Origin of the sequence: Nonomuraea sp. NPDC049419, from assembly GCF_040676995.1 — a bacterium.
Taxonomy (GTDB): domain Bacteria; phylum Actinomycetota; class Actinomycetes; order Streptosporangiales; family Streptosporangiaceae; genus Nonomuraea; species Nonomuraea salmonea.
The window spans coordinates 248,735-270,182 of record NZ_JBFAQB010000008.1 but is presented as its reverse complement, the minus strand read 5'-3'; the positions used below and the strand labels follow the sequence as shown (position 1 = coordinate 270,182).

Below are 21,448 nucleotides of genomic sequence, written 5' to 3'. Positions count from 1 at the left end.
GGTGATGGTGCGGATCTACGACACGCGCGCCGGGCAGGTCGAGGAGATCGCCGCCGGGCGGGCGCTGCGGCTGTACACGTGCGGGCTCGAGGCCGCTCGCCGGGCACACGTGGGCGATCTGCGCACCTTCCTGGTGTCCGACCTGATCAGGCGGGCTCTGGAACGGCGCAGGGTGCGGGTCGTGGCGGCCCGCGACGCCGTCCACGACGAAGACGCCTTCCGCGCCGACGCCGCCACGCTCAACCTGCGGCCGGCGGAGCACGTGCCCGAGGCCGGTGAGCCGATCGAGGAGCTGGGCTCCCGGATCGACCTCTGTGTCGGTGGCGCCGTTCCCCGCGAGGACGTGCGCGGCCGCTGGGTGCACGCCGAGGGCGTGCGGTTCGCCGGCGACGCCCCGCTGCTCTCCGACGTGGCCGACGCCGGGCTCGATCCGCTCGCCGTGCGCATGGCGTTCCTGGAGTGCCACTACCGCCGGCCGCTCGACCTGACGTGGGACACGCTGCGGGCCGCCGACGGCAGGGTGCGGCGGTGGCGGGCCGGGGTGGCCGAGTGGTCGGAGTCGGTCAGCGCGCCCATGGCCACCGCGTACGCCGAACGCGCCGAGTCGGCCTTCGACGACGACCTCGACACGCCCGCCGCCCTGCGGGTGCTGGACGAGCTGGAGGGCGACGCGTCGGTGGCGCCGGGGGCGAAGTTCGAGACGTTCCTGCACCTCGACTCCCTGCTGGGGCTCGACCTGTCGAGCGACATCGGCAAGATCCGGACCTGAGGCTCTGACCTGCTGCTTCGTGGGCTCCGGGTCTGAGGAGTGATCGCGAACTGCCAAACTTGATGCCAGTTCGGCATGAAGGAGGTGGCGGTGAGGCCCTTTGCGTGGATGCCGTGGCCCTTGCGGTGGTTCGCTCGGGTGTTGATCGTTCTGCTGGCGCTGGCGGTGGTGCTGGCGGGGGTTCTCGTCTACACGGTGCGCAGGTCGTTCCCGCAAGTGGACGGGTCGTTACGGCTGCCCGGCTTGTCAGGAAGTGTGGAGATTTATCGCGATAAATCAGGAATTCCGCACATCTACGCTGACACCGCCGCCGACCTCTTCATGGCCCAGGGCTTCGTGCACGCCCAGGACCGCTTCTACGAGATGGACTTCCGCCGCCACCTGACCGCCGGCCGCCTGTCGGAGGTCTACGGCGCCGCCACCCTCGACAACGACAAGGCTCTGCGGACCATGGGCTGGCGCCGGGTCGCCGAACAGGAGCTGCCCGAGCTGGCCCAGGAGACCCGCGACTTCCTGGCCGCGTACGCGAAGGGCGTCAACGCCTGGCTGGCCGCCAACCCCAACGCCTCCGACCGCAGCCTGGAGTACTCGCTGCTCAAGCTCCAGGGCAGCGGCGGCAAGCCGGAGAAGTGGACCCCCGTCGACTCGCTGGCCTGGCTGAAGGCCATGGCGTGGGACCTGCGCTCCAACATGGAGGACGAGATCGACCGCGCGCTGGCGCTGACCAAGCTGCCCAGAGAGCGGGTCGAGCAGCTCTACCCCGGCTACCCGTTCGACCGGCACGCGCCGATCGTCAACGAGGGCGGCATCCGTCAGGGCCGCTTCGAGCAGCGTCCTCCCCAGCAGGGCCCGCAGCAGCGGACTCGGGCCGCCAGGGCGCTGACGCAGGCCGCGAAGACTTTGTCGGACGTGCCGGAGACGATGAGCGCGGCCGACCGCGCGGGCATCGGGTCGAACTCCTGGGTCGTCTCCGGCGAGTACACCGCGGGCGGCAAGCCGCTGCTCGCCAACGACCCGCACCTCGCGCCGAACATGCCGTCGGTGTGGTACCAGGCCGGGCTGCACTGCAGGAAGGTGAGCGAGGAGTGCCCGTATGACGTGACGGGGTTCACCTTCTCCGGCGTGCCCGGCGTGATCATCGGGCACACGGACAAGATCGCGTGGGGGTTCACGAACCTGGGGCCCGACGTCGCCGACCTCTTCCTTGAGCAGGTGGAGGGCGACGCGTACCTCTATAAGGGGCAGCAGCTGCCGCTGGACGTCCGCGAGGAGAAGATCAAGGTGGCCGGCGGGCCGACGGTCACGCTGACCGTCAAGAGCACCGTGCACGGGCCGCTGATCAACGACGTCATGGCGGGGGCGAAGCCGAGCGGCGAGGCCAACGCGGTGGCGCTGCAGTGGACGGCGCTGACCCCAGGGCGGACGGCCGACGCCATCTTCGCGCTGAACAGGGCGACGGACTGGGACGAGTTCAAGGCGGCGGCGGCGTTGTTCGAGGTGCCCGCCCAGAACCTGATTTATGCCGACACCTCGGGGAAGATCGGGTATCAGGCGCCGGGGCGCATCCCCGTACGCGAGAACGGCGACGGCACCTGGCCCGTGCCCGGCTGGACCGGCGAGTACGACTGGAAGCCCGCCCCCATCCCGTATGACCAGCTCCCCAGTATCGAGAACCCGGCCGACGGCTTCATCGTCACCGCCAACAACGCCGTCATCGACCCCGGCCGCTACCAGCCCCTGCTCACCCAGGACTGGGCCTACGGCTACCGCTCCGAGCGCATCCGCACGCTCATCCGCGACGCGATCAAGAAGGGCCCCATCGACGCGGCCGACATGGCCCGCATCCAGCAGGACACCGCCAACGGCTTCGCCGAGACGCTGGTGCCCGCCCTGGAGCGGGTGGATCTGGCCGGTCCCGCCGTCCAGGCCAGGGAGTTGCTGACGTCGTGGGACGGCTCCCAGACCGCCGGCTCGGCGCCCGCCGCGTACTTCAACGCGGTCTGGCGCCACCTGCTCATGCTCACCTTCAACGACGACCTCCCCGAGGGGGCCCGGCCGACCGGCGGCGACCGGTGGTACGAGGTGGTCAGACGGCTGCTCGACGCGCCCGACGACCCGTACTGGGACGACGTCACCACCAAGGGCTACACCGAGACCCGCGACGACATCCTGCGCCTGGCGATGGCCTCCGCGCACCAGGAGCTCGCCGACCGGCTCGGCGAGGACGTCAAGAAGTGGCGGTGGGGCGACCTGCACACGCTGGAGCTGGTCAACGGCTCGCTCGGCACCTCGGGCATCGAGCCGGTGGAGGCGCTGTTCAACCGGGGGCCGCTGAGCGTCGCCGGCGGCAAGGACGCGGTGAACGCGACCGGTTGGAACGTTCAGAGCGGGTACGAGATCACCGCCGTGCCGTCGATGCGGATGATCGTCGACCTGTCCGACCTGGACAAGTCCCGGTGGATCAACCTCACGGGGGCGTCAGGGCACGCGTACCACGAGAACTACTGGGATCAGGCGGCGGCCTGGGCTCGCGGCGACCTGCAGCCGATGCTCTCCTCCCCGGCCGCCGTGAAGAAGGCCGCCACCCACACGCTCAAGCTGAACCCCTGACCGGGTGGGCGGTGCGAGGCCCGCGCTTCGCACCGCCCAGCTTGACAGTCCGGGCCGACAACGCGGGGCGCGGACGTCCGTACCGGAATGGCCGGATTTTCGCTGAGCTGGCGCTCCAATTAGGCGGCGGCCTTGACAAGACCCCGTCAACTCGCGCTGCCTTTTCTCCTCCGCCACCACACCGCCTTACGCGGATAACCACCGTCATCGAGCCCGGCCAAGCGCTCGAAAACGTTGTACGACGCCTGATGTCCGCACACCATCACGGACATCAGCATCGACACCAGATAGAGCGGCAACATCGGCAGCCCGACGCACCAGGCCCACTGCGTGGCATGCCGTCCTTCGTGCAGGATGAGCTGCTCGCTGAGTGAGTTCCTCCTGGTCAGGACCACGTTTCCGACGGTGAACGCCCCCGCGACCGGGAAACGACAACGGTAACCGAAGGCCAGGACGAGCCCGTCAGGGCCAGGTTTCCTGGTCGCGCCGCCTATGACGGCGATCAGCAATCCGAGTGGCGTAGAAAGATTCACATAGTTCGCCACTCGCCGGAACCGGAAGCTCCTGTCCATGCGTCTCAGTCTTGACCAAGGTTGACAAGTCGGACCAACGATCCCCGTCCTGAAATCTCCCACAAGAGCAGGATTATGAGATTCTCCATCCTGGGCGCGCTGCTCGGCACCGTCGCACTGGCAGGAGCCGGCGGAGTCGCGATCACCCAGACATCGTCGTCCGAGCCCCTACGAGCCACTGACCACTCCTCCCACGCGCGTGTGGCCTTAGCCGCGGACCCCACGACCTCACCGCCCCCGTCGGACCCCGCGACGTCGCCACCCGCGTCGCCGCCGCCCGCCGAGACCCTCACCCCGACCCCGACTCCGACGGAGAGCCCCACGATCGGGGAGTACACCGCGGAGACGTCGGTGGTCAAGAGGAGAGGCGTTTCCTACCTGAACGTCTCGATCACCCATGAGGGCGCCGCCTTCTTCAACGTCAAGCAGCGGGTGTGCAAGCGACGGTCGTGCAAGACGGCCACCGTCGACCTGATCGTGGTCGGCGGTGAGGCCAGCGCCAGGGCGCGGCTGGGCTGGGGCACGTACAGGAAGCGCGGGGACGCCGCCGCCATCGTGGCGCCGCTGCCGACCGTCACCGTACGCGAGACCGTCACGGTGACCGAGCCAGGCCCGACGGTGACCGTCACCTGTCAGCCGTACGTGCCGACCGTCGAACCCACCGTCGAACCCACCGAGACCCTCCCGCCGACCGACACGACCGCCCCGTCGGATCCGCCCACCACGGAGCCGACACCGACGGAGACCACGGCACCGACGGAGACCCCGGCGGACCCGCCCACGGACACGCCGACCGACACACCGACCGACACACCGACGGACACACCGACGCCTTCCGTCCCTGTCCTCCCGACCGAGACGCCGACCGACGCGCCGACGGACACCCCGACGGACGCGATCCCGACCTGTCCCCCGCCGTCGGAGCCTCCCACGGACGAGCCGACGGAGGAGCCCACGGACGCCCCGACCCCCACGGAAACCTCGACCGAGACCCCGACCGGGACCCCGACTGAGACCAGCCCGGCCGACCCGTCCCAGACGGCGACCACTCCGGCTCAGTAACGGGACCGTCTCACATGACCGGGCCAGGCCAAGCGCCTGGCCCGCGCCATGCCCCCGCCATGGGAAGCAGGCCGCCAGAGGGACTTTTGACGCGCTCCCCGGCCTGAAGTGAAGGCCGGTGACCTGCGCCAGTACATCGAGCAGCACAACCGCCCGGCCTGAGCCAAGCAGACGCTGGAGCCCCCGGCGCGACCCAGCTTCCTTGGCCCGCTACGCGGGAAGGTCCGCTTCACCCCCGGCCTGAAGGCCGGAGCGCTGCGGACGAACCCGGTAGCGGCCCTCGTGGTAGAGGAGGGGCGCCCCGTCCGAGGGGGTGTCGATGGCGGTGATGCCGCCCACCACGATCGAGTGGTCCCCGCCGTCGTGCACGGCCGTGGTGGCGCACTCCAGCGTGGCGAGGGCGTCGTCGAACAGCGCCACGCCCGACTCGCCCCGATGGTGCGGCCAGGTGGCGAGCTGCCCGTTGAGCGGCCGGCCACGATGGGCGAAGAAGCGGGAGGCGTCCTCCATGGAGGCCGGCAGCACGGAGACGCCCCACACCCCGGACTCCAGCACGGCGTCGTGGAAGCGCGCGACCTTCTCCGCGCAGAACAGCACGAGCAGGGGGTCGAGGGAGACGGAGGTGAAGGAGTTGATCGTCATCGCGTGATCGACGTCGCCGAGCCTGGTCGTCACGATCGCGACTCCGGTGGCGAAACGGCCGACGACCTTACGGTACGTTGCAGGGTCTACGTGCCGCTCTATGGAATGCACTCAGCTACTTTATGCCTCTACGTCTGGTTCTTTAACGGGGTATCCACGCAAAAGCCACGAACCCCCTCCTGACGAGGGCGAGAGCAGGTAAGCGGCGACAAGGCTCACCAAACCGCCGTACAGGTAGACATAGCCCGCAGTGCCCGCGGCGATCACCAGGTCGCCCGACCCCATCTCCAGCGTGAACGGCATGGTCACCAGCAGCCACCCGAGCGCCGTCACCATGGCCCCGAGCCGCGCGCCCATCATCTTGCCCGCGCCCAGGCACACCCCGAACAACGCCACCACCCAGCTCACGGCGGCGAAGGGCACCGGCCCGACCTGCCACTCGGGATGCGTGAACCCGCCCACGACCGCCATGACGACGCCGAGCACGAACAGCATGCCGTAGGCGGCCCCGCCCAGCGCCGACTCGGCCTGGCTGCGATGTTCCATGTCGAACGAGGTTAGTGGATGCCCGCGAAGAGATCGTTCTCGCGGGTGTGCGGCTCACCGAGGCCACCGGCGTCGACGGGCGGACCGGGCACCGACGGGCCCGGCACGCCCATGGCCAGCGTGTAGTGCTCGACGCCGAGTACTTCCTGGCCGATGTCGTTCGAGAGCGCGTACCAGGGCGGCCTGACGGTGATCTGGGTGGCGTGGGCGCGCATGGCCTCGACCTTGTTGCCGATCCAGGGGCGCGCGTCGATCTCGGTGGTGACGTCCTCGTCGGCGCAGCCGTACGGCATGTCATCGACGTCCTCGATGAGGAAACCCGTGTCGGCCTCGCGCAGCGCCTCGGTGCCGCGCCGCATGATCGACCTGGGCACGGCCGTGTGGTAGAACTTCGCGATCTGCCACGGCTCGCCCTCGCCGTAGCCGGCCTTCGCCGCCAGCTCGAACGCCCTGCGCGCGACCCGGTGGGCCTGGATGTGGTCGGGGTGGCCGTAGAAGCCGTTGTCGTCGTACGTGACCAGGACCTGGGGGCGTACCTCTCGGACGACCTTGACCAGCTCGCCCGCCGCCTCGTCGAGGTCGGCGCGCCAGAACGCCCTCGGGTGGTCGTTGGAGGCGACGCCCATCATGCCCGAGTCGCGCCACCTGCCCGGCTCGCCCAGGAAGCGGTGGTCCTCCACGCCGAGCGCCTGGCAGGCGGCGGCCAGCTCGCCCACGCGGTAGGGCCCGAGCGCGTCGTCGCGATCGGCGGCCAGGTGCGCGAGATCGCCGGGGATGATCTCCCCCTCCTCGCCGAGCGTGCAGGTCACCAGCGTCACGTGGGCGCCCTCGGCGACGTATTTCGCCATGGTGGCGCCGGTGCCGATCGACTCGTCGTCCGGATGGGCGTGCACGAGCAGCAGCCGTCGGTCAGTCATGTCCACGAGCGTAGCAATGGCAGGATTGAGGCCATGAGCGAGAGCTTCCCGCGCCTGAATGCCAGAACCCGCCGCTTCACGCTGGGCGTTCCCAGAGGCTTCACGATCTCCCCGGACGGCGGCCGGGTGGTGTTCCTGCGGACGAGGACGGGCACCGATCCGGTCACCTGTCTGTGGGAGCTCGACACCGACACCCACGTCGAGCGCCTGGTCGTCGACCCGCGCGAGCTGCACGGCGACGAGGAGGAGAACCTCCCGCCCGAGGAGCGGGCGCGGCGCGAGCGCAGCAGGGAGGCCGCGGGCGGGGTGGTGGCCTACGCGTCCGACGCCCACCTGAGCAGGGCCTGCTTCGCGCTGTCCGGCGCGCTCTACGTGGTGGAGCTGGCGAGCGGTCAGGCGCGCAGGCTGGACACGCCTGGGGCGGTCATCGACCCGCGGTTGTCCCCCGACGGGCGGCATGTCGCCTATGTGACCGGGGGCGCGCTGCGCGTCCAGGACCTCGCGTCCGGGCATGATCGCGCGCTGGCCGAGCCCGAGTCGCCGACGGTGACGTACGGGCTGGCCGAGTTCATCGCCGCCGAGGAGATGGACAGGATGCGCGGCCACTGGTGGGCGCCGTCGAGCGACGCGCTGCTGGTCGAGCGCGCCGACGAGGCCCCCGTCCAGGTGTGGCACATCGCCGACCCGGCCAACCCCGACCGTCCCGCGACGGCCCAGCGCTATCCCGCCGCCGGCACGCCCAACGCCGTCACCGAGCTGTTCGTGCTGGGGCTCGACGGGTCGCGGGTGGCGGTGCCGTACGACGAGGAATATCTCACCACCGCGGCTTGGGACTCCCACGCGCTGTCGATCGTCACGCTCACCCGCGACCAGCGCACGATGCGGCTGTTCGAGGTCGACCCGGCCACCGGCGCCACCACGCTCGTCCGCGAGGACACCGACCCCGCCTGGGTCGACATCGTCACCGGCGTGCCCGCCCACCTCGACGACGGCTCCCTGGTGTGGGTGGCCGGCTCCGAGGGCGGGCATCGCCTGTTCGTCGGCGACCGCGCGGTCACGCCGCCGACCCTCCAGGTGCGCGCGGTGCTCGACGTCGATCACGACAGCGTGCTGTTCAGCGCCAGCGGCGACCCGACCGAGATCCAGCTCTGGACGTGGGACGGCCACTCGCTGCTGCCCGTCTCGACCCGGTCCGGGGTGTTCTCGGGGCGCATGTCGGGCGGTGTCGGCGTCCTGACCGAGCAGAGCCTCGACGCCGAAGGGGTCTCCACCACGGTCGTGCGCCGCGACGGCATGGCCGTCCCGATCCCGTCCTTCGCCGAGCGTCCCGGCCTCGACCTGCGGGTCTCCATCGGCCGTTCCGGCCGGCGCGAGCTCGCCACCGCGGTGGTGCTGCCCTCGTGGCACGAGCAGGGCTCGCGCAAGCTGCCCGTCCTCCTTGACCCGTACGGCGGGCCGCACGCCCAGCGGGTGCTCAACCGGCGCGGGGCGTACCTCGAGAGCCAGTGGTTCGCCGAGCAGGGCTTCGCGGTCATCGTGGCCGACGGCCGCGGCACCCCCGGGCGGGGCGTCGACTTCGAGCGCGCCGTGCTCAACGACCTCGCCACCCCCGCGCTGGAGGACCAGATCGACGCGCTGCAGGGCGTCGCCGAGCAATACCCCGACGACCTCGACCTGTCCCGCGTGGCCATCCGTGGCTGGTCGTTCGGCGGCTTCCTGGCCGCGCTCGCGGTCCTGCGCCGCCCCGACGTCTTCCACGCCGCCGTGGCGGGCGCGCCGGTGACCGACTGGCGGCTGTACGACACGTGCTACACCGAGCGCTACCTGGGCGACCCTGGCCGGCAGCCGGAGGTCTACGAGAAGTCGTCGCTGTTCGCCGACGCGGCCAAGCTCGAACGCCCCCTGCTGCTGATCCACGGCCTGGCCGACGACAACGTCGTGTCCGCCCACACGCTGCGCCTGTCGTCCGCGCTGCTGGCGGCGGGGCGGCAGCACAGCGTGCTGCCGTTGTCGGGGGTGACGCACATGACGCCGCAGGAGGTCGTGGCCGAGAACCTGCTGCTGCTGCAGGTGGACTTCCTGAGGAAGTCCCTGGGGTAGCGCTTCTGTTCTGCGCGGGCCGGGCGAGGTGCACACCACGCCCGGCCTTTTCGCGTACGGAACTGACCAGCCCTGGGTCTGTCCAACCCAGGTCTGACACCCGGCCCCCGAAAACCAAACCCTGGTCCGACGCGCCCGGCATCCCCGTTCCGGCATCGTGATCGCCATGCTGAAGCCGCTCACCCTCACTTTGGCCCTGCTCACGACCGCCCTCACGGGCCCCGCCTCGGCGGCGACGGCCGACCCTCCGTCCTCGCTGACCTGGAAGCCCTGCCCGCAGGGCGGCATGGAGTGCGCCGACGTGCCGGTCCCCGTCGACTGGGGGAAACCCGACGGCCGCAAGATCACCCTCAAGGTGGGCCGCCTCAAGGCGACCGGTGCTTCGAAGGGCCAGGTGCTGGTGGCCTACGGCGGCCCTGGCGCCCCCGGCATCGCCATGACCCAGCAGCTGTCCGGCTGGTGGACGAAGCTCCGCCGCACCATGGACGTCATCACGTGGGACACCCGCGGCTACGGCGAGCAGTTCCAGGGCCTGAGCACCGGCCTGCCCTGCGCCTGGACCCGCATCCCCATCGCCGGCGTCCCGCGCGACGACGCCGACTTCGGCCGCCTGTCCGACACCAACCGCGGCTACGCCGAGGCCTGCCGGCTCAAAGACCCCGAGCTGTTCGCCAACATGAGCTCGGCCGACCACGCCAGAGACATGGAGGCGATCAGGAAGGCCCTGGGCGCCGACAAGCTCAACTACTACGGCGCCTCCTACGCCGGCTTCTTCGGCCAGGCCTACGCCCGGCTCCACCCCGGCCGCGTCCGCACGATGGTCCTCGACGGCACGCTCAACCACAGCACCGCCGACTGGTCCCGCGAGCTGGAGGCCACGGCCAGGTCCAACGAGCAGTCGATGCGCCGCTTCTTCACGTGGTGCGCCGCCAACGGCTGCGCAGGCGTGCCCGCCCTCTGGCGGAGGCTGATCGCCCGCGCCGACCGCACCCCGATCCCCACGGGCACGGCCAACGTCGCCTACCGCGCCATCGACCTCCAGTCCTTCGCCCTCGGCCTCGCCCGCCAGGGCGCCCCCGCCTGGCCCGGGCTCGCCGAGGCCATCCGCAAGGCCGCCAAGGGCGACGCCTCCGGCTTCGTCCCCGCCAGGGGCGCCCGCTACCCCGACCAGGCCACTCCGGTCACCGAGTGCACCGACTGGCCACGTCCCGCCACCCGCAAAGAGCTGACCACCGCGCTTTCCCGGCTCCGCAGGGTGGCCCCCGACACGGGCGCCGCCAACACCTCGCTCTCGGCCACCCTCAACTGCATCGGCTGGCCCGTCCCCGTCACCAACCCCCCGGCCGCCCTCCCCAAGGGCCTCCCGCCGCTGCTGGGCGCGGGCGCCTGGAACGAGTCCGACTCGACCGAGCGCGTCCTGTCCCAGGTGCCCGGCAGCGTCGTCATCCGCCACGACGGCCCCGGCCACACCCTCTACGGCACCAACACCTGCGCCCGCGACCACATCGACACCTACCTGACGACGGCCACTCTCCCCCCGAAGAACACGCAATGCTGAGCGATCGCCGGTGATGCCTGAGGAGACCACGCCCCGGTCACTGAATACCGAGCTGCGAAGTGGTGAGATAGACCGAATGCTAGATCACCTCGTCTACGCCACGCCCAACCTCGACACCACCGTGGCCGAAATCGAACAGCAGCTCGGCGTACAGATGGTCGAGGGCGGCCGCCACCCGGGCCTGGGCACCCGCAACCGCCTCCTGGGGCTGGGCGGCCGGGCCTACCTGGAGGTCATCGGCCCCGACCCGGACCAGGAGCGGCCGCCCGTCCCCCGCCCGTTCGGCATAGACACGCTGACCAGCGCACGCCTGGTGACCTGGGCAGTGGCGGTAACGGACATCGACGCAGTGGTCACCCGGGCCCGCGCCCACGGCTACGACCCCGGCGACCCGCAACGCATGTCACGCCGCACCCCATCAGGCGACCTGCTGACCTGGCGCCTCACCCCACCGGCAACAGCCGGCGTAGTCCCCTTCCTCATCGACTGGTCCACCACCCGCCACCCCACAGACTCAGGCCTGCCGAAGGCAGAACTCACCTCCTTCCGCGCCCGACACCCCGACGTGGAAGCGGCACAGAGGTCCCTCTCAGCCCTGGACATCGACCTAGACCTCACTCACGGCACCACCCCCGCCCTCACAGCCGTCCTGAGATCCACCCCCGGCTCCCTGACCCTGACCTGAGCGCCAGGCTCCCACCGCCCAAGCGCGTAGGTGGGTCCGCCTCCGAGGAGCCGGTCGGGGGCGGGCTGGGGTGGACATGGTTGTGCGTCCACCACCCCAGAGCCCACCTCCGACTAACGTCAGGTCCCGGTTCGGTCTGGCTCTCTGGGCGTTAGGACGGGGTGGTGGTGGGAGTGCCGTGCCAGCTGCGCCACAGGGCCGCGTACGAGCCGCCCGCCGCCACGAGCTCCTCGTGTGAGCCCAGCTCCGTGATGCGCCCGTCCTCGACGACGGCCACCCGGTCGGCGTCGTGGGCGGTGTAGAGGCGGTGGGCGATGGCGATGACCGTGCGGCCCTCCAGGACGGCGGCCAGGGAGCGTTCGAGGTGGCGGGCGGCGCGGGGGTCGATGAGGGAGGTGGCCTCGTCCAGGACGAGGGTGTGCGGGTCGGCGAGGACGAGCCTGGCCAGGGCCAGCTGCTGGGCCTGGGCCGGTGACACGGTGAGGCCGCCGGAGCCGACCTCGGTGTCCAGGCCGGCGGGCAGGGCCAGCACCCAGTCGAGGGCGTCGACGGCTTCCAGGGCCTTGACCACGGCGGGGTCGGCGGCGTCAGGGCGGGCGATGATGAGGTTGTCGCGGACGGTGCCCTTGAACACGTGGTGTTCCTGGGTGACGAGGGCGACCTGGCCCCGCAGCTCGTCGAGCGGCAGGTCCACGAGCGGCACTCCGCCCACGGTGACGGACCCGGTGCGAGGACCGTGGATCCCGGCCAGCAACCGCCCGAGCGTCGACTTCCCGGCCCCGGACGGCCCCACCATGGCAAGCCGCTCACCGGGCCGAATGGTCAACGACACACCGTGCAGCACGTCCCGTCCCTCACGGTAGGCATAACGCACATCGGCGGCCCGCAACACCTCCCCAGCGGACCCGGCACCAGCCGCCGGGAGGCGACCGCCCGACGTGGTCCCCGAGGCGGTCCTGAGCGCGCGACCGTCGGAAGCGCTCACCGCGCCGGCGGCCGAGGGACCGTCGCCCGAGGTGGTTGCCGGGGCGGCGGGCGCCTCGGGGACGGTGGGCTTCGGGGTGGCGGGCGCCTCGGGGGCGGTGGGCTTCGGGGTGGCGGGCGCCTCGGGGGCGGTGGGCTTCGGGGTGGCGGGGGCGGAGCCGTTCGTGGGAGTGCTTGTGGGGGTGCGGTCGTCGGGGACGTTGGTCACGCCCAGCAGGCGGGCCATCGAGGCGCCGCCCACCTGGAGTTCGTCGATCCACATCAGGAAGCGGTCGAGGGGGTCGATGAGCTGCTGGGCGTAGAGGGCGGCGGTGGTGACCTGGGCGAGGGAGACCCAGCCGCTGGTGTAGAAGAGGCCGCCGACCAGGAGGGCGGCGACCACCGGGATCACGTAGCCGAGCTCGACCGCTGGGTACCAGGTGGTGCGCAGGCCGAGGGTGTAGCGTTCGGCGGCGAAGGAGCGGGTGATGTCGGCGTCGGTGCGGGCCCGGCGGCGCTCGCGCAGCCCCAGCGCCTCGACGGCCCTGGCGCCTTCGACGGTCTCGGCGAGCCCTTCGGTGATGTCGGCGTAGGCGGCGTTCTCGCGGAGGTAGCCGTCGCGGGCGCGGGCGAGGTACCAGCGGGTGGCGATGTGGATGATGGGCCCGGCCACCAGCATGGGGAGCATGAGGAGCGGGCTGACGAGCAGCAGCGCGCCGATGGTGATCACGAAGGTGACCATGGCGATGAGCGTCTCTGGCACGGCGTGGCGCACAGTGCGCGACAGGGCGTCGACGTCGCGCGAGGTGCGGGTGATGAGGTCGCCGGAGCCGGCGCGTTCGACGGTGGACAGGGGCAGCCCCAGCACCCGGTCGACGAACTCCTCGCGCAGCTCGGCCAGCACCTTTTCGCCGAGCTTGGCGGAGGCGAGCACGGCGTAGCGGACGAGGACGCCTTGGAGCAGCAGGAACGCGCCGATGGCGGCGGCGACGAGGGGCACGTCGACGGCGAAGCCGTATTGGACGTTCTGCACCAGCTCGCCGAGCTGCCACGGGACGAGCAGGCCGGCGACGGCGGCCAGCCCGTGCAGGAGCAGGGCGAAGCCGAGCTCGCGCGGATATTTGAGGGTGAGCCGCCTGGCGTAGGAGCGCACCTGTCTGCGATCGGCGACCGGCAGGATCTCGCGTGCCATTCAGTCCTCCCCGCGGGTCACGGTCGCCGCATAGGCGGGCGAGCCGTCGAGCAGTTGCCGATGTGTGCCCTCGGCCAGCACCCGGCCCTCCTCGACGTAGATGACGTGTTCGGCCCGGTCGAGCACGAGCGGGCTGGTGGTGCAGATGAGCGTGGTGCGGCCGGCGCGCGCGGCGGCGAGGCGTTCGGCGATGCGGGCCTCGCTGTGGGCGTCGACGGCGCTGGTGGGCTCGACGAGGATGAGCACCTCGGGGTCGGTGATCAGCGCCCTGGCGAGCCGCAGCCGCTGCTGCTGGCCGCCGGAGAACTCGCGCCCCGCCTCGGCCACCTCGGTGTCGAGCCCGTCGGGCAGGGCTTCGACGATGTCGGTGGCGCAGGCGGCGCGCAGGGCCCGGTGGATGTCCTCGTCGGTGGCCTGGCCGCGGACGTCGAGCTCGTCGCGGAGCCGGCCGTTGAACAGGCGGGCGTCGTTGTCGGCGACGAGGATGCGGGAGCGCACCTCGTCGATGGGGAGGGTGCGCAGCTCGGTGGAGCCGAAGGTGACGTCGCCGTCGGCGTAGCGGCCGAGCCGGTCGGCGATGGCGATGGCGTCGCCGGGCGTGGCGGCGGCGACGGCGGTGAGCCAGCCGGGCTGGAGGGTGACCCCGCTGTAGGAGTCGCGCAGCACGCCGCCCGCGCTGCTGCCGGTGCCGCCGGTGACCTCGGGCTGGAGCGACAGGATGCGGATGACCCGGCCGGCGGCGACGTGGCCTTTGGTGAGTTTGTCGGCGGCCTCGGTGAGGGTGCGCATGGGGCCGATGAGGAAGACCGCGTAGAGGTAGAAGGCGACGAGCTGCCCGGTGGGGATGTCGCCGGCGACGGCGAAGGAGGCGCCGATGCCGGTGACGAGGGCGATGAGCAGGCCGGGCAGCACGATCTGGGCGCCTTCGAGCACGGATTCGACGCCGGCGACGCGGACGCCCGCCCTGCGTACGCTCTGGGACTCGTCGCGGTAGCGCCGGGAGAAGACCTGCTCGCCGCCGACGCCGCGCAGCACCCGCAGCCCGGCGACGATGTCGGCGGCGCGGGTGGACAGCTCGCCGGTCAGCTCGCGCTGGTGGCGCTGGCGCCGGTGGAGCGGGCGGAGCAGGGGCCCGACCGCGGCGGCCATGATCGGCACGCCGAACAGCACGAGCAGGCCGAGCGGCAGCGAGGTGGAGATGAGGATCACCGTGACGGTGACGATGGCGACGACCGCGCCGGTGCCGCGCAGCAGGATGTCGATGCTGTTGCCGATGTGGGCGATGTCGGAGTTGCCGACGCTGACGACCTCGCCGGTGGACAGGCGTTTGGGCAGCGTGGCGCCGAGCCTGGCGGCCTGGCGGGAGGTGAGCTGGACGGTGCGGTAGGCGGCGGCCAGCCAGTTGTAGACGGCCATGCGGTGCCGCATGATGCCGCTGAACGCCTGGATCAGCCCCAGCCCGAACAGCACGGCCGACCACGTGACCAGGGACGGGGTGTCCTTGGCCGTGACGGCCTGGATGCCCTGCCCGAGCACGGCCGGCATGAGGGCCTGCACCAGCCACCACAGCACGGCGAAGCCGATGCCGAGGAGCAGGGACGGCGCCTGGCGCCCGGCGTTCCACCACAGGTAGCGGAGCGGGCTGCGGATGTCGGGCACGCCGGGATCGGCCTCAGGAAGGGAGCGCATAGCCCGACCACCTTGACAAGGCGTCACCTGGACCGGCAAACCGTTTTCATCCAGTTACAAGAGCCCCGCCCGCAATCTTTACAAGGTGCACATCCGGGGCGGATGGGGTGCGCCGGACGCTTCCCGTCCAGCCTCCCGGTGCCCAGAATTTCCGCCCTGTTGGGGCATTTGTACCGTCCTTACATCGTGTATCGGAGCCGCCCGGATCGCGCGGCGCAGCGCCCGGCGAGGGTACGCGTACGCCAGAATCGACCCTTGTGAAGCACGGGTACACCAACAGCACGTTCGGCGACGGCGCCCTGGTCGTGAAGTGCTACCAGGGTCCCGAGGCGGCCTTCAGGCTGACCACCGAGAGCCGCTATTTGCGCCGCCTGCGCGGCCGCCTGCCCGTCCCCCGCGTCCACCAGGTCACCGCCACCAGCCTGACCACGCGCTACGTCGACGGGCTGCACGGCCAGGACCTCCTCGACGAGGGGCGGGCCGAGGAGGTGTTCGCCGAGTGCGGACGCATGCTGGCCCGCATCCACCGGCTCGGCATCGTCCACGGCGACTACGGGCCCCAGAACATGCTGTTCGACCCGGCCACGTACGAGACCGCGGCCATCCTCGACTGGGAGTGGGCGCACCCCGGGCGTCCTGTCGAGGACCTCGCCTGGGTGGAGTGGATCGTGCGCAGCCACCATCCCGAGCACGTGGCCCTGCTGCCGCGCTTCTTCGCCGCGTACGGCGACCCCGTGCCCGCCTGGCCCGACCGCCACGCCGCCATGGTGGCCCGCTGCCGCGCCCTGCTCGACTTCTGCGCCCGCTGGGAGCCGGGCGGCGACGGCGAGAAGCTGTGGCGCACCCGCCTCGACGCCACCACCGCCTGGACGGAGTGACCCACCGGCACACCGTGGACGGTTTCTGTCGGTGGGCTTTGCTTGAGTGCGGGGATGACCTCTCAAGTGATCCTTGTCCTCGGTGCCACCGGCTCCACCGGCCGCCGCGTGGCGAAGGTCCTGCGCGACGCCGGTCACCCCGTCCGTGCCGCCTCCAGGAGCGGCGAGACCAGGTTCGACTGGTCCGACCAGGCCACCTGGGAGCCGGCCGTCACCGGAGCGTCGGCGCTCTACCTCATGGCGCCCGACGGCGTCCCGATCGACCCTGAGTTCGTGTCCCTGGCGGTCGCCAGGGGCGTGGAGCGGGTGGTGCTGCTGTCGAGCGGCGCCATCGAGGTGATGCGTGACGAGCGCCTGCTGGCCGCCGAGCGGACCGTGCGCGACTGCGGCGCCGCGTGGACGATCCTGCGGCCGAGCTGGTTCGACCAGAACTTCGACGAGGGCTTCCTGCGTCCCGCGATCATCGCGGGCGAGCTGCTGCTGCCGCTCGGCGACGTGGGGCAGGCGTTCGTGGACGCGGGTGACATCGCGGCGGTGGCCGCGGCGGCGCTGACCCAGGACGGTCACGCCGGCCGCTCCTACGAGATCACCGGCCCGCGCTCGCTGCCGTTCGGCGAGGCCGTCGAGATCATCGGCCGCGAGACCGGCCGCGAGGTGCGCTACCGGGGCGGCGAGGAGGACTACATCGCCGCCAACGCCTTCTCGGAGGAGTCGATCGGGGCGGCGAAGGCGTTCGCGGCGCTGCGCGCACTCGGCGACCAGCCGGTCTCCGAGGTGGTCGCCGAGGTGACGGGCCGCCCGCCGAAACCCTTCGAGACGTACGCGGCCCAGGCCGCGGCGGCAGGAGCATGGCGCTGACCTGGTCGTTCAGGGCCTGAGCCACCCCCCGAACGGTAAAATAGATGGGAAATCCTCTCGGGTCACGACACACTGATCACGACCCAGTGAGGAGATTCCTTTCATGCCGAACCAGCCCGCACCGAACCTGCTGTCGTGGGCCAGCGAGATCGACGAAGGCGCGATCATGCAGGCCGCACGCACCGCCCGCCTGCCATTCGTCGCCGGTCACGTCGCTCTCATGCCTGACGCTCACGTCGGCATCGGTGCGACGGTCGGCTCGGTGATCCCGACCGAGAACGCCATCATCCCGGCCGCCGTCGGCGTGGACATCGGCTGCGGCATGGTGGCGACCGAGACCACGCTCACGGCCGCCGACCTGCCCGACACGCTGGCCGCGCTGATGCCGATGGTCGAGCGCCGCATCCCGGCCGGCGTCGGCAAGGGCCACGACGACCCGGGCATCGACCGTTCGCTGAGCGAGCTCGGCCTGCCCCACACCGACCTCAACCCGAAGCAGACGAAGAAGGTCGCCGACCAGTTCGGCACCCTCGGCTCCGGCAACCACTTCGTCGAGGTCTGCCTCGACGAGCGTGACCGGGTCTGGACGGTTCTGCACTCGGGTTCGCGCGGCATCGGCAACCAGCTCGCCCAGTTCCACATCACGGGCGCGAAGAAGCTGATGCGCAAGCAGGCCGTCGGTCTCGAGGACCCCGACCTGGCCTACCTGGTGCAGAGTACGCCGGAGTTCACCGCGTACATCGAGGACATGGTGTGGGCGCAGCGCTACGCGATGGCCTCGCGGGCGCGGATGGACCGGGTGCTGATCAACGCTTTGTTCAAGGTCGTCGGGAAGGGGCAGCGGGTCCGTACGATCAACTGCCACCACAACTTCACCCAGCAGGAGACCCACTTCGGCAAGTCGTTGTGGATCACCCGCAAGGGCGCCATCAAGGCCGACCACGGTGACGAGGGCGTGATCCCCGGCTCGATGGGCACCCGCTCGTACATCGTGCGCGGGCGCGGCAACCCCGACTCCTACCACTCGTGCTCGCACGGGGCGGGGCGGCGCATGTCGCGGACGAAGGCCAAGAAGCAGCTGTCGGCACGGTCGCTGACCGAGGCGATGAGCGGCCGCACCTGGAACGCCGACCGGGCGGCCGCCCTGGTGGACGAGCATCCTGAGGCGTACAAGCCGATCGACCAGGTCATGGCCGACCAGCAGGACCTGGTCGAGGTGCAGCACACGCTGCGCCAGATCTTCAACTACAAGGGGTGAGCCGGTGGCGATGCCGAAGAAGGGCTCGCGACGCATCACCGTCGGCGGAGGTTCCTACCGCTGGCGGGTGCGCCGCAAGCCGTCCTACAGCCAGGGCAACGGGTGGACGCCGCTGACGTTCGCGGTCGAGCGGGCGGAGGAGCCGGGGAACGTCCTGGTGGTGTCGCTGCCGTGCGCCCGGCCGGACAACTGGCTGGGTCACCGTACGATCCCGGTCACGCCCGCCCTGGTGGCCGCCTGCGTCAGGCGGGCGCTGGAGCGGGGCTGGGACCCGGGACGGTCCGGCTCGGCCGTCACACTGGAGGTCTCCGAGGACGATCTCACACACTTTCTGGGCGAGCCGCCGCGCTACCTGATCCCGTTCTTGTGGGGTTTCGTCCCCGCGGACGGCACGGCCTCCGCCTGAGCCGCCGCTGCCCGGCCCGGCAGCAGCGGGATGAGCGCCAGGACGACCACGACGGCGGCGAACGAGATCCAGAAGACGCCGCGCAGCCCGCTCATGGTGTCGGCGGCGGTCTGGACGACGAGCGTGACGAGGGCGACGCCCAGGGCGGCGCCGAGCTGGTTGAGCATGTACAGCACGGAGCTGCCCTGGGCCACCATCGGCCCGGGGAGCGTGCGGTAGAGGGAGCCCATGGTGGGCGCGCTGAAGCAGCCGCTGCCCAGCCCGAACGTCAGTGCCGCCAGGGCCGGCCACACCTCGGGCGTGTCGGGTCCGATGCGGGTGAGGGCGTACACGCTGAGCAGGGCCACCAGCGCGCCTCCCGTGGCCAGGCCGCGCGCGCCGAGCCGGTCGGACAGCCGGCCGGCCAGCGGCATCGCGATGGAGCCGCCGAGCCCGAGCGGCGCCATGAGCAGCCCGGCCCCGAAGCCCTGCACCACCCGGAACGCGATCAGGCTGCCGATGTCCCAGGCCAGCCCGGCGGCCAGCGACCCGGCCAGGAACACGCCGAGGCCGGCGAGCCAGAGCCGCTTGCCACCGTAGCGATCGACGGCCCATGTGGTGAACGGGATGGTGGCCGTCACCGCGAGCAGGAATCCGGTGGACGCCCACCCGACCGTGCTCAGCGAGGTGTCGAAGACCGTGGCCAGGCTGCCGGTGGCGACGGCGGCCATCGTGCTGTTGAGGATGCCCAGCAGGCCGCCGAGCAGGACCACGGCGATGGACATCCTCGACATCGTCAAGGACGCCGGCGCCGACCGGCTCACCCGGGCACTCGCCGACCGGCTGGCCCGCCTCGCCCTCGCCGGACGGCTGCGCGGCGCCGACCCCGACCTCGCCGCCGAGCAGTTCCTCGCCCTGCTCCTCGGCCCACTCGAAGCACGCACGCAGCTCGGCACCCGCACTTTGGCGGACGCCGAGCTGCGCGCGATCGCAACGTCGGCCGTGGACACCTTCGCCCGGGCCTGGGACCTCTCCTAGCGAGGCAGCGTGTCCGTCCAGCCCGCCTCGATGAGCGCGTTCGAGTTCCATACCGTGCCCGGCTCAAGCCCCGCCTGGTAACCGCCGGACCGCACGACCACGTGCTCGTTGGCGAGCGGACGGCCGGTCGCCTCGTCGAAGATCAGCCGGTTGTCCGAGACGCCGCCCTGGGGGTAGGTCTCGCGCACGGACACCGCCGTGCCCCGCCGTCCCTCGGCGTCGGTGACGCCGGCGGTCACCTCCACCTCGTCCAGGTCGGCCAGCATGCGGAAGGCCGCGCCGCGCACCTCGGGCGTCACCGGCATGTCCATGATCAGGCCCATCGCGACCCTGAACAGCCAGGCGTCGCCGGTCATCTCCTCGCTCGTGGACTCCGTCCCGTGCCCCGCGTACGACGCCATGAGCCACTTCTTCAGCGCCTCCGGCTCGTCCGGCAGCCCGCGCAGGTCCTTCATCGTGACGTTGCGGCCCAGCCAGAACACGTGGCCGTCCACCAGCTTGCTGCTGTCGAACCGCTCCGGGCGCGGCGTCGTGGGCAACGTGAGCCTGCCCGGCTTGTTCTTCCTGTTCTTCGCGGGCATCCGCACGACGATCTCGGACGGCTTGCCCGCCGCCTCCCACGCCTGCCTGTCGGCGTCGGTCATCGGCTGCACACCCAGCGACCGCGCACGCCACCACTGCTCGCCCTGGGGATCGGCGGGCGTCCACTGCTCGCTGCTCGACCGGTCGACGACGCGGTAGCCGTCCTCGGCGACGTACACGTTCCTGCTGATCGTGACGCTGTGCCAGAAGTCGCCCTTGCCCTCCACCTGCCGCCCGGCCTTCTCGGCGGCGGCCAGCAGCACGTCACGCGCCGACAGCCGCACCGTGGGGGCCTGCTCGGTCGGGGCCTGCTCGGTCGCCACCGCGTGCCGCACCCCGGGGTCGGGGACGGCGGTGTTGCCGGAAACGATGATCGCCACCGCCGCCGCGGCGGCCACCGCGCCCGCGAGCCCGAACCCCCACACCGGCCGCGCCACGCTCTTGCGCCGGCGGCTCGGCTCGCGCGGCTGCGCCATCGCCCTGGCCAGCTCCACCGCCCGGGTCTGCTCGTCCACCTGCCGCTCATCGAGATGCGCGGGCCTGGCCGCCCGGAGCTCCTCCATCGGGTTCATGACCACTCCTCGCTGAGATTCCGCACGTGGGACCGCTTCGGCGCCGGCTCCGTCTCCATGGCCTGCTTCAGGCGCTTGCGGGCCCGGTGCAGGCGTACGCGGTAGGCCGCGGGCGAGCAGCCGATGACTCTGGCCGCCTCCTTCGGCGACAGGCCGTGCCAGGCGACGAGGACGAGGATCTCCCTGTCGTCCTCGTGCAGCGCGGCCAGCGCCCGCAGCACCCCGAGCCGCTCGGTCACCTGCTCGGCCACGTCGCCCTCGGTCCAGGCCCGCAGCTCGGCCGCCAGCGCCTCGCGGCGCAGCTCCGCGCGTACGTTGTCGCGCAGCACGTTTCTGGCCACGCCGAGCAGCCACGGCAGCGCGGGCTCCGGCACGTCGTCGAGCCGCCGCCAGGCGATCGCGAACGTCTCGCTCACCACCTCGTCGGCGACCTGCCGCCCGGCGCGACTGACCACGTACGCCCACACGCGTTGCCGGCATGCGTCGTACATGCCGGTGAACCGGTGCGCATCATCCGCCACCGCCCAGCCCCCTCGTTCGGACGTCGTTTCTTCCTGACACCGGGAAGTGGT

At 71.5% G+C, this 21,448-nt stretch carries 20 protein-coding genes; 11 read left to right on the top strand and 9 right to left on the bottom strand.

Annotated features, from left to right (window positions below; genetic code table 11):
- Positions 1-4 precede the first annotated feature (4 nt).
- Entirely contained in the window at positions 5-769 is a 765-nt protein-coding gene (locus AB0K12_RS24950) for a hypothetical protein (RefSeq protein WP_364565712.1), read from the top strand.
- A 108-nt stretch (positions 770-877) separates the two neighbouring features.
- Positions 878-3,379 carry a penicillin acylase family protein gene (locus tag AB0K12_RS24945; protein WP_364565950.1) on the top strand — a complete coding sequence of 834 codons (2,502 nt, stop codon included), beginning with the start codon at positions 878-880 and terminating at the stop codon, positions 3,377-3,379.
- A 146-nt stretch (positions 3,380-3,525) separates the two neighbouring features.
- Here AB0K12_RS24945 and AB0K12_RS24940 read toward each other — a convergent pair whose 3' ends face one another.
- The gene (locus AB0K12_RS24940) at positions 3,526-3,951 is read right to left on the bottom strand and encodes a hypothetical protein (RefSeq protein WP_364565709.1); all 426 of its coding nucleotides are present in this window, start codon (positions 3,949-3,951) and stop codon (positions 3,526-3,528) included.
- 75 nt (positions 3,952-4,026) lie between these two features.
- Here AB0K12_RS24940 and AB0K12_RS24935 point away from each other — a divergent pair, with 75 nt between their 5' ends.
- Positions 4,027-5,013 carry a hypothetical protein gene (locus tag AB0K12_RS24935; protein WP_364565707.1) on the top strand — a complete coding sequence of 329 codons (987 nt, stop codon included), beginning with the start codon at positions 4,027-4,029 and terminating at the stop codon, positions 5,011-5,013.
- Between the two features lie 210 nt (positions 5,014-5,223).
- Here AB0K12_RS24935 and AB0K12_RS24930 read toward each other — a convergent pair whose 3' ends face one another.
- From AB0K12_RS24930 to mshB, 3 genes are read right to left on the bottom strand one after another with little or no spacing between them, the layout of a single operon-like run.
- Entirely contained in the window at positions 5,224-5,766 is a 543-nt protein-coding gene (locus AB0K12_RS24930; RefSeq protein ID WP_364565705.1) for a flavin reductase family protein, read from the bottom strand.
- 9 nt (positions 5,767-5,775) lie between these two features.
- Positions 5,776-6,201 (bottom strand): DUF6113 family protein, encoded by a 426-nt coding sequence (locus AB0K12_RS24925; RefSeq protein WP_364565702.1) that lies wholly within the window; start codon positions 6,199-6,201, stop codon positions 5,776-5,778.
- Between the two features lie 11 nt (positions 6,202-6,212).
- Positions 6,213-7,118 carry an N-acetyl-1-D-myo-inositol-2-amino-2-deoxy-alpha-D-glucopyranoside deacetylase gene (mshB, locus tag AB0K12_RS24920; RefSeq protein WP_364565699.1) on the bottom strand — a complete coding sequence of 302 codons (906 nt, stop codon included), beginning with the start codon at positions 7,116-7,118 and terminating at the stop codon, positions 6,213-6,215.
- 33 nt (positions 7,119-7,151) lie between these two features.
- Here mshB and AB0K12_RS24915 point away from each other — a divergent pair, with 33 nt between their 5' ends.
- From AB0K12_RS24915 to AB0K12_RS24905, 3 genes are all read left to right on the top strand, one after another.
- A complete protein-coding gene (locus AB0K12_RS24915) occupies positions 7,152-9,218 on the top strand; it encodes a prolyl oligopeptidase family serine peptidase (RefSeq protein ID WP_364565696.1) in 2,067 nt (688 codons plus the stop codon).
- Between the two features lie 166 nt (positions 9,219-9,384).
- Positions 9,385-10,776 (top strand): alpha/beta fold hydrolase, encoded by a 1,392-nt coding sequence (locus AB0K12_RS24910; RefSeq protein ID WP_364565693.1) that lies wholly within the window; start codon positions 9,385-9,387, stop codon positions 10,774-10,776.
- Positions 10,777-10,852: 76 nt separating this feature from the next.
- Positions 10,853-11,461, top strand: coding sequence for a VOC family protein (locus tag AB0K12_RS24905; protein ID WP_364565690.1), 609 nt, complete (start codon positions 10,853-10,855; stop codon positions 11,459-11,461).
- A gap of 151 nt (positions 11,462-11,612) precedes the next feature.
- Here AB0K12_RS24905 and AB0K12_RS24900 read toward each other — a convergent pair whose 3' ends face one another.
- Positions 11,613-13,616, bottom strand: coding sequence for an ABC transporter transmembrane domain-containing protein (locus AB0K12_RS24900; RefSeq protein ID WP_364565687.1), 2,004 nt, complete (start codon positions 13,614-13,616; stop codon positions 11,613-11,615).
- The gene (locus AB0K12_RS24895) at positions 13,617-15,305 is read right to left on the bottom strand and encodes an ABC transporter ATP-binding protein (RefSeq protein WP_364565684.1); all 1,689 of its coding nucleotides are present in this window, start codon (positions 15,303-15,305) and stop codon (positions 13,617-13,619) included.
- 257 nt (positions 15,306-15,562) lie between these two features.
- Between AB0K12_RS24895 and AB0K12_RS24890 the strand changes: the two genes are divergently transcribed.
- From AB0K12_RS24890 to AB0K12_RS24875, 4 genes are all read left to right on the top strand, one after another.
- On the top strand, positions 15,563-16,183 hold the full coding sequence (locus AB0K12_RS24890) for a phosphotransferase (RefSeq protein WP_364565681.1): 621 nt from the start codon (positions 15,563-15,565) through the stop codon (positions 16,181-16,183).
- A gap of 66 nt (positions 16,184-16,249) precedes the next feature.
- Entirely contained in the window at positions 16,250-17,041 is a 792-nt protein-coding gene (locus AB0K12_RS24885) for an NAD(P)H-binding protein (RefSeq protein WP_364565679.1), read from the top strand.
- Positions 17,042-17,144: 103 nt separating this feature from the next.
- The gene (locus AB0K12_RS24880) at positions 17,145-18,299 is read left to right on the top strand and encodes an RtcB family protein (protein ID WP_364565677.1); all 1,155 of its coding nucleotides are present in this window, start codon (positions 17,145-17,147) and stop codon (positions 18,297-18,299) included.
- Between the two features lie 4 nt (positions 18,300-18,303).
- Positions 18,304-18,705 carry a hypothetical protein gene (locus AB0K12_RS24875; RefSeq protein WP_364565674.1) on the top strand — a complete coding sequence of 134 codons (402 nt, stop codon included), beginning with the start codon at positions 18,304-18,306 and terminating at the stop codon, positions 18,703-18,705.
- Here AB0K12_RS24875 and AB0K12_RS24870 read toward each other — a convergent pair.
- Positions 18,648-19,469 carry an MFS transporter gene (locus AB0K12_RS24870; protein WP_364565671.1) on the bottom strand — a complete coding sequence of 274 codons (822 nt, stop codon included), beginning with the start codon at positions 19,467-19,469 and terminating at the stop codon, positions 18,648-18,650. The two genes, AB0K12_RS24875 and AB0K12_RS24870, sit on opposite strands and share 58 nt — an antisense overlap.
- Between AB0K12_RS24870 and AB0K12_RS24865 the strand changes: the two genes are divergently transcribed.
- Positions 19,360-19,722: a TetR/AcrR family transcriptional regulator C-terminal domain-containing protein gene (locus AB0K12_RS24865; protein WP_364565668.1), complete on the top strand. Its 363-nt coding sequence runs from the start codon at positions 19,360-19,362 to the stop codon at positions 19,720-19,722. The genes AB0K12_RS24870 and AB0K12_RS24865 overlap by 110 nt on opposite strands.
- Here the strand turns inward: AB0K12_RS24865 and AB0K12_RS24860 are convergent.
- Positions 19,719-20,876, bottom strand: coding sequence for a CU044_5270 family protein (locus AB0K12_RS24860; protein ID WP_364565665.1), 1,158 nt, complete (start codon positions 20,874-20,876; stop codon positions 19,719-19,721). The genes AB0K12_RS24865 and AB0K12_RS24860 overlap by 4 nt on opposite strands.
- Positions 20,873-21,397, bottom strand: coding sequence for an RNA polymerase sigma factor (locus tag AB0K12_RS24855; protein WP_364565662.1), 525 nt, complete (start codon positions 21,395-21,397; stop codon positions 20,873-20,875). Before AB0K12_RS24855 ends, AB0K12_RS24860 begins: the two co-directional genes overlap by 4 nt.
- Positions 21,398-21,448: the final 51 nt, after the last annotated feature.